A 5,702-nucleotide genomic window follows, 5' to 3' on the forward strand; every position below is an offset into this window, starting at 1 on the left:
GCGGTGTGCGCCCGCGAACTGCGACCCGTCGTCGACGACATGTGGACCGACGACGCCGGCAACCTGATCGGGTACATCGCCGCCACGCCCCCGGGCGACGACGCCGGGCGCGTGCACCGCCACCGGGTGTCCTCGGCGGCCGAGCCCGGCGTCGCGACGCGAGTCATGGCGCACCTGGACGAGCTGTCCATGCTCGTCAAGCGGGTGGAACCGGATGGCACCCTGCATGTGACCCAGCTGGGCACGATGTATCCCGGCAACTTCGGCCTCGGCCCGGTCGCCGTGCTCGGCGAGCACGAGACGCTGACCGCGGTATTGACGCTCGGCTCCGAACACACCACCCAGGAGAGCCAGCGGATCTGGCAGACCAAGCCCGACCAGGGCGACAAGGCGCTGGACTGGGACCACGTCTACGTCTTCACGGGGCTGAGCACCGACGAATTGGAGGTCGCCGGGGTGCGCCCGGGCACCCGCGTGTGCGTCGACCGCACCAAGCGGACGCTCGTCGAGTTCGGCGGTTACCTGGGCTGCTACTTCCTCGACGACCGGGCCGCGGCGACCGCCCTGCTGCGCGCCGCACGCCTGTTGCGCGAGCGCGCCCAACGGCCCGTCGACGACGTGTATCTCGTGTTCACCACCAACGAGGAGATCGGCGGGGTGGGCGGAACGTACGCCAGCGGGTCGCTGCCCGGCACCCTCACCCTGGCCCTCGAGGTCGGCCCCACCGAGCGCGAGTACGGCACCAGCGTCACCGGCGGGCCCATCGTCGGCTACAGCGACGCGTTGTGCGTCTACGACAAGGACGTCGCCGACCGGCTGATGGGCATCGCCGCCGACCTTGGGTTGTCCCCGCAGGCGGCGGTGTTGGGCGCCTTCGAATCCGACGCGTCGCACTCGAAGGCCAACGGGCTGACACCGCGTGCGGGTCTGCTGTGCGTGCCCACGCTGAGCACGCACGGCTATGAAGTCATCTCGCGCAGCGCCATCGACGACATGGCGTCGATCATCGCCGAGTTCGTGCTGCAGCCCGGTGCGCATGCCCGGGACGAAGACTAATGCGGCCCCAAAAATTGCCTGAACATTGCCTAAGAGGCGCGTGGCGGCGCCGGGCGCGTCGGAATACCCGTCCTACGGTCGACGGATGAACGTTGACTACTACCTGCAAAAGGTGCCGGTCGAGTCGGTGCGGCCGGGCTTTTCGCTCGCCATCGGTGAACGCGGTGACTATCGCCTGTTCCGGGTGGAATGCACGCAGATGACACAGCGCAGCGGTCAGCCGGTGATGTTCACGCTCACCTCCGAGGCCCTCGACGGCGGTGCCCCGTGGGTACTCGAGTGCGAGGCGGGCACGCCGGTGGTCCGGGTGCTCGGCGTGTGCAAGGCGGCCTCCTAGTCCCGTCAGCCCGGCTTTGCCGCGGCAACGAACTGCAGCGCGCGCTGGGTCTGCTGCTCGATGTCGATCAGCCCGGCCGACGAGAACAGGTCGACGAAGGCGTGCCGGTCGAACATCGAGAGCCCGATGACGCGGGCACCGGCGGTCATCGCGTGCCGGATGCCCGGCAGGTCGGGGACGTAGCTGGTGAGGACCGCGATCCGGCCCCCCGGCTTGAGCACCCGCACCATTTCGCGTGCGACGCGGAACGGTTCGGGCATCAGGTACAGCGCGCCGAAGCAGCAGACCGCGTCGAACGTCGCGTCGGTGAACGGCAACGCGCGGGCGTCGCCGCGCACGTAGCAGGTCCGCGGGGTGCTGTTGTCCAGGACGGCCCGCGTGAGCATCGGCTCGGAGATGTCGAAGCCGACCGCGAGTCCGCCATCCGGTAGTTGTTCTGCCAGCGAGCCGGTGAAGTTGCCTGGGCCGCAGGCGACGTCGAGCAGTCGGTGCGCGGTGGACAGCCGAAGCGCCGACGCCGCGCGCCGCTGCTCGGCGCCCGTGGTGACACCGCTGGCCGCGTAGAACGCGGCCGGGCGCCACAGCCGTTCGTAGACCGTGGCGACCAGGGGGCTGTTCATGGCGCGCTGCGCGAGCGTCGGGGCCGGCGAGCTCGTCGATTCGCCCAGTACGTCGAGGAATCCGTGCCGCGGCACGGCGGGCTCGGTCAGCAGACCCCGGGTCAATTCGACTGCGTCCTGGCTCATTTCGTCGCTTTCGTTCGGGCGTGCACGCGTCGGGATAATCCGCAGGTGAATCCCCATTTTTCCGCCGATCCGGCTGCTACGCTAAGGCTCTTCGTGAGAGGCGACGCAGTGGGCCTCACGCAGCCAACGGACGGGGTTAGCACGTGACGCACATTTCGCCGGCGATCGCGGGACGCGCGTCGGCAGGCTGAGCGGATTGCGTTGACAGTGCATCCCTCGCCCCGTCCCCGGATCCGCGCACGTGCGCCGCTGCGGATTTCGTTCGCGGGCGGCGGCACCGACGTACCGCCGTTCCCGGCCACCGAGGGCGGCTGCGTCCTGTCCGCGACCATCGACCGGTATGCGCAGGGATCGCTCACCCCGCGCACCGATCGCATGGTCACCATCGAGTCGGTGGACTTCAAGACCACTACCGAGATGAGGCTCGACAGCGAGATCCTTTACGACGGCAGCCTGGATCTGATCAAGGCCGCCGTGCGCCGGTTCGGTAGGGAGGGCACGGACGGCTACGACCTGGTGCTGCGCTCCAGCGCTCCGCCGGGCTCGGGGCTGGGCTCCTCGTCGACGATGATGGTCGCGCTGACGGGCCTGCTCGCCGAGCACTACGGCGTGCCGATGGGCGAGTACGAGACCGCGCAGTTGGCCTGTGCCATCGAGCGGGAGGACTTGGGCATCACGGGCGGCATGCAGGACCTGTACGCGGCCACGTTCGGGGGGTTCAACTTCATCGAGTTCACCGACCGCGTGATCGTCAACCCGCTGCGCGTCCGGGAGGAGACCGCGTTCGAGCTCGAACTGAGTCTGCTGCTGTGCTTTACGGGCATCACCCGGGACTCCGCCCGGGTGATCGAGGACCAAACGCGGCGCGCCGTCACCGGCGCCGACGACACGCTGGCCGGGCTGCGGGCCCAAAAGGAGTTGGCGGTGGCGATGAAGGCCGCCCTGCTCACCAACAAGCTGAACGATTTCGGCGCCCTGCTCGGCGAGGCCTGGATTCAGAAGAAGCGCATGTCGCCCTACATCACCAACGAGCGCATCGACGAGCTCTACGACCTGGCGCTGAAAAACGGCGCCCTGGGCGGCAAGATCACCGGAGCCGGCGGTGGTGGTTACATCCTGTTGTTCTGCGACTTCGCCAAGAAGCACCGCCTCATCGAAAGCCTGGAGTCGGCCGGCGCCAGCATCACCGAATTCGCTTTCGAGAGCAAAGGATTGACCACATGGCAGGCATGAGCACCTCGGATGTCGTCACGCCAAGCGTCGAACTGGTCCAGGAGCGGTTGGCGGAGACGATCGCCGTCAAGCAGGAGATGCTGGCGGGCGGGATCGCCGCGCAGACCGTCGAGATCGCGCGACTGATGATCGAGTCGCTGCGTTCGGGCGGAAAGGTGATCTTCTTCGGCAACGGCGGATCCGCGCAGGATGCCGGGCATCTGGCCGCGGAGCTGATGGGCCGCTTCGCTTTTGACCGGCCGGGCCTGGCCGCGATCAGCCTGCCGGACGCGACGGCGGCGATGACGGCGATCGGCAACGACTATTCCTACCACGAGGTGTTCGCCCGCCAGGTGCTCGCCGCCGGCCGCGCGGGCGACGTCGTGGTCGGCCTCACTACGTCGGGCAACTCGCCGAACGTCGTCCGGGCGCTGGAGGCGGCCGCCGATGCCGGGATGACGACGGTGGCGCTCACCGGTGCGCGCGGCGGGAAGGTGGCCGAGGTCGCCGAGTTCTGCATCCGTGTCCCGAGCGACAACACCGGGCGGGTCCAGGAGGCTTGCCTGCACCTGGGCCACTCGATCTGCGAGATGGTCGAAGCGGCGCTGTTTCCCCGGCCCCACTGACGCCGTCGCGAGGATGGCCGATTTTCGCAAGGTCCGCACCGTGTTCCTGGACCGGGACGGGACGATCAACGTCAAGGCCGCCGACGGCGAATACGTCACGGCACCCGAGGAATTGGTCCTCCTGCCCGGCGCGGCCAAGGCGGTGGCCGCCCTGAACGCGGCCGGCCTGCGCACCGTTCTGGTGACCAATCAGCGTTGGCTGTCCGAACCGGCCGCGGACGCGGCGGGCTTCACCGCCGTCCAGGACCGGCTGGAGCGGCTCCTCGCGGACGAGGGCGCCCGCCTGGACGCGGTGTACCACTGCCCGCACGCGGCCGCCAGCTGCGACTGCCGCAAGCCCGGCGCCGGCATGTTGGTGCGGGCGGCGCGCGAGCTCGGTTTCGCTCTGGCCGAGTCGGTGATGATCGGGGACAGCGAGAGCGACATGCTGGCGGGCCGCGCGGCCGGCACGGCGACCGTCCTGCTCCGCGCCGGCGGCGCGGAGGCGGACGGCGCCGACGCGGTTGCCGACGATCTGGCGGCGGCCGTGCGACTCATCTTGAGCGGCCGGGAATCCGGACTCGCGTAAACCGTTGCGCCACCGCGCGAATCACCAGCGCCAGCGCGAACGGCAGATCGTCGCGAAGATACCTGCGCGCCAGGCGCCGCGGCTCGAGCGCCAGCCGGTGCACCCACTCCAATCCCAGCCGTTGCAGCACGGGCGACGCGCGGCGGACAATCCCGGCGGCCATCGCGATGCCCCCACCGCAGGCGAGGCACCAGGCGCCCGGAAGTTCCTCGCGCAGCAGCTCGATCAGGCGCTCCTGCCGGGGGAAGCCCAAGCCCACGAACACCAGATCGGGTGCGGCTGCCGCAACGGACGCGACCACGCGGCGGGCCCCTTCCTCGGTCTTGTCGAAGCCGAATTCCGGCGAGCACGTCCCGGCGACGCGCAGGTTGCCGGACCGCGCCGCCAGCGCCCCGGCCGCCCGTTCCGGCACCCCTTCGGCGCCGCCGAGGAGGTACACCGACCTGCCGTCGGCGGCCGCCGCGGCGCACAGCGGAGAGATCAACGACGACCCGGCGACGCGCTCGGGCAGCCCGTCGCCCTGGGCTCGCGCCGCCCACACCAGCGGCATCCCGTCCGCGACGACGAGGGACGCCCGGGCGACGAGATCGGCGAGTTCGGGGCTGCGGGCGGCGGCGCGGGCCACATCGACGTTCACCGGCACAATCCAGCCGCCCCGGCCGGCGGCCCAGGCCGCCCGCACGGTGTCGACGACCTGCCGCTCAGTCAGGGCATCGAACCAGAGGCCGCCCACCCGCACCTTGCGCGGCCCGGCACCGGTCGGGCGCGGTGAACTGCGGTGGGCTCGGCTCACCCGCTCATCATGCCCCGCGGCCTGGCGGACACCCACGGGCGACGCGCGCTCCTTGCCGCGGCCGGAACCCAGCCCATAACCTGGGCAGCATCCGACCGCGGCCAGGGGACTCGGCCTGGCGCGGTAGACGACGGCGACGCAGGCGGGCAGGTCATGGCAGAGCGGCGGTCATCGCGACGCGCAGACCCGCGCCGTGAGGGCATGAACGGCGGGCTATCGCGGTGGCCTTGACCGGCGCGCGGGCCGACGAGCTGGCGGCGATGGACATCTTCGAGGGGTGTCCGACCGCCGATCTGGCGCCGCTGGCCGCGTCGCTGCAACCGCTGCGCGCCGCGCCCGGCCAGGTGCTGATGCAGCAGGGCGA

7 protein-coding genes and 1 pseudogene are annotated in these 5,702 nt (G+C 70.6%); 6 read left to right on the forward strand and 2 right to left on the reverse strand.

The window, feature by feature from the left end; genetic code table 11:
- Together A9X04_RS09450 and A9X04_RS09455 are read left to right on the forward strand one after the other, a co-directional pair.
- Nucleotides 1–1,056: M20/M25/M40 family metallo-hydrolase (locus A9X04_RS09450; protein ID WP_231985686.1), on the forward strand; the 1,056-nt coding region annotated here is incomplete at its 5' end.
- Between the two features lie 85 nt (nt 1,057–1,141).
- Nucleotides 1,142–1,393: a hypothetical protein gene (locus A9X04_RS09455; protein ID WP_067919652.1), complete on the forward strand. Its 252-nt coding sequence runs from the start codon at nt 1,142–1,144 to the stop codon at nt 1,391–1,393.
- Nucleotides 1,394–1,398: 5 nt separating this feature from the next.
- Here A9X04_RS09455 and A9X04_RS09460 read toward each other — a convergent pair whose 3' ends face one another.
- Nucleotides 1,399–2,139: a class I SAM-dependent methyltransferase gene (locus A9X04_RS09460; RefSeq protein WP_067919669.1), complete on the reverse strand. Its 741-nt coding sequence runs from the start codon at nt 2,137–2,139 to the stop codon at nt 1,399–1,401.
- A 207-nt stretch (nt 2,140–2,346) separates the two neighbouring features.
- Here A9X04_RS09460 and A9X04_RS09465 point away from each other — a divergent pair, with 207 nt between their 5' ends.
- From A9X04_RS09465 to A9X04_RS09475, 3 genes are read left to right on the forward strand one after another with little or no spacing between them, the layout of a single operon-like run.
- Nucleotides 2,347–3,372: a GHMP kinase gene (locus A9X04_RS09465; RefSeq protein WP_067919654.1), complete on the forward strand. Its 1,026-nt coding sequence runs from the start codon at nt 2,347–2,349 to the stop codon at nt 3,370–3,372.
- Nucleotides 3,360–3,977 carry an SIS domain-containing protein gene (locus tag A9X04_RS09470; RefSeq protein ID WP_197509107.1) on the forward strand — a complete coding sequence of 206 codons (618 nt, stop codon included), beginning with the start codon at nt 3,360–3,362 and terminating at the stop codon, nt 3,975–3,977. The genes A9X04_RS09465 and A9X04_RS09470 overlap by 13 nt, the downstream gene beginning before the upstream one ends.
- The gene (locus A9X04_RS09475; protein WP_369828937.1) at nt 3,874–4,545 is read left to right on the forward strand and encodes a D-glycero-alpha-D-manno-heptose-1,7-bisphosphate 7-phosphatase; all 672 of its coding nucleotides are present in this window, start codon (nt 3,874–3,876) and stop codon (nt 4,543–4,545) included. Before A9X04_RS09470 ends, A9X04_RS09475 begins: the two co-directional genes overlap by 104 nt.
- Here A9X04_RS09475 and A9X04_RS09480 read toward each other — a convergent pair.
- Nucleotides 4,511–5,338: a WecB/TagA/CpsF family glycosyltransferase gene (locus A9X04_RS09480; protein WP_197509108.1), complete on the reverse strand. Its 828-nt coding sequence runs from the start codon at nt 5,336–5,338 to the stop codon at nt 4,511–4,513. The genes A9X04_RS09475 and A9X04_RS09480 overlap by 35 nt on opposite strands.
- 260 nt (nt 5,339–5,598) lie before the next feature.
- Here A9X04_RS09480 and A9X04_RS30320 point away from each other — a divergent pair.
- Nucleotides 5,599–5,702, forward strand: a pseudogene (locus A9X04_RS30320) (GNAT family N-acetyltransferase); the annotation flags it as partial.

Origin of the sequence: Mycobacterium sp. E3247 (genome assembly GCF_001667785.1) — a bacterium.
Classification (GTDB): Bacteria; Actinomycetota; Actinomycetes; order Mycobacteriales; family Mycobacteriaceae; genus Mycobacterium.